Origin of the sequence: Cupriavidus sp. SIMBA_020 (genome assembly GCF_046535395.1) — a bacterium.
In the GTDB taxonomy this organism is placed as follows: Bacteria; Pseudomonadota; Gammaproteobacteria; order Burkholderiales; family Burkholderiaceae; genus Cupriavidus; species Cupriavidus campinensis.
This window is the reverse complement of record NZ_JAWRWU010000392.1, coordinates 1-281: the sequence shown is the minus strand read 5'-3', so window position 1 is coordinate 281 and position 281 is coordinate 1. Positions and strand designations below refer to the sequence as shown.

Genomic DNA, 281 nt, shown 5'->3' with positions numbered 1-281 from the left:
GGAACTCGCGGGCGGCGTGTGGCGGGCGTTCCTGCTCGCGGCCGGGCTCGTCGTGTTCGCGGCCTGCTGGCACGCGCTCGTCGCGGCGCGCGCCGAGGGCGTTCCGTTCGTGTTGTCGCTGCTTCTGGTCGTCTGGCTGGCCGATATCGGCGCATACTTCGCAGGCAAGGCGTTCGGCAAGCGTAAGCTCGCAATCACGATCAGTCCCGGTAAAAGCTGGGAGGGCGCGATCGGCGGCTGGCTCGCCGTGATGGTCGTCGCGGGCGCCGCGATGGCCGCGC

At 70.8% G+C, this 281-nt stretch carries 1 protein-coding gene; it reads left to right on the top strand.

What is annotated here, in order from left to right:
* Positions 1-281, top strand: a 281-nt coding sequence (locus tag SB751_RS29735; protein ID WP_410748988.1) for a phosphatidate cytidylyltransferase, incomplete at both ends; no start/stop codon positions are given.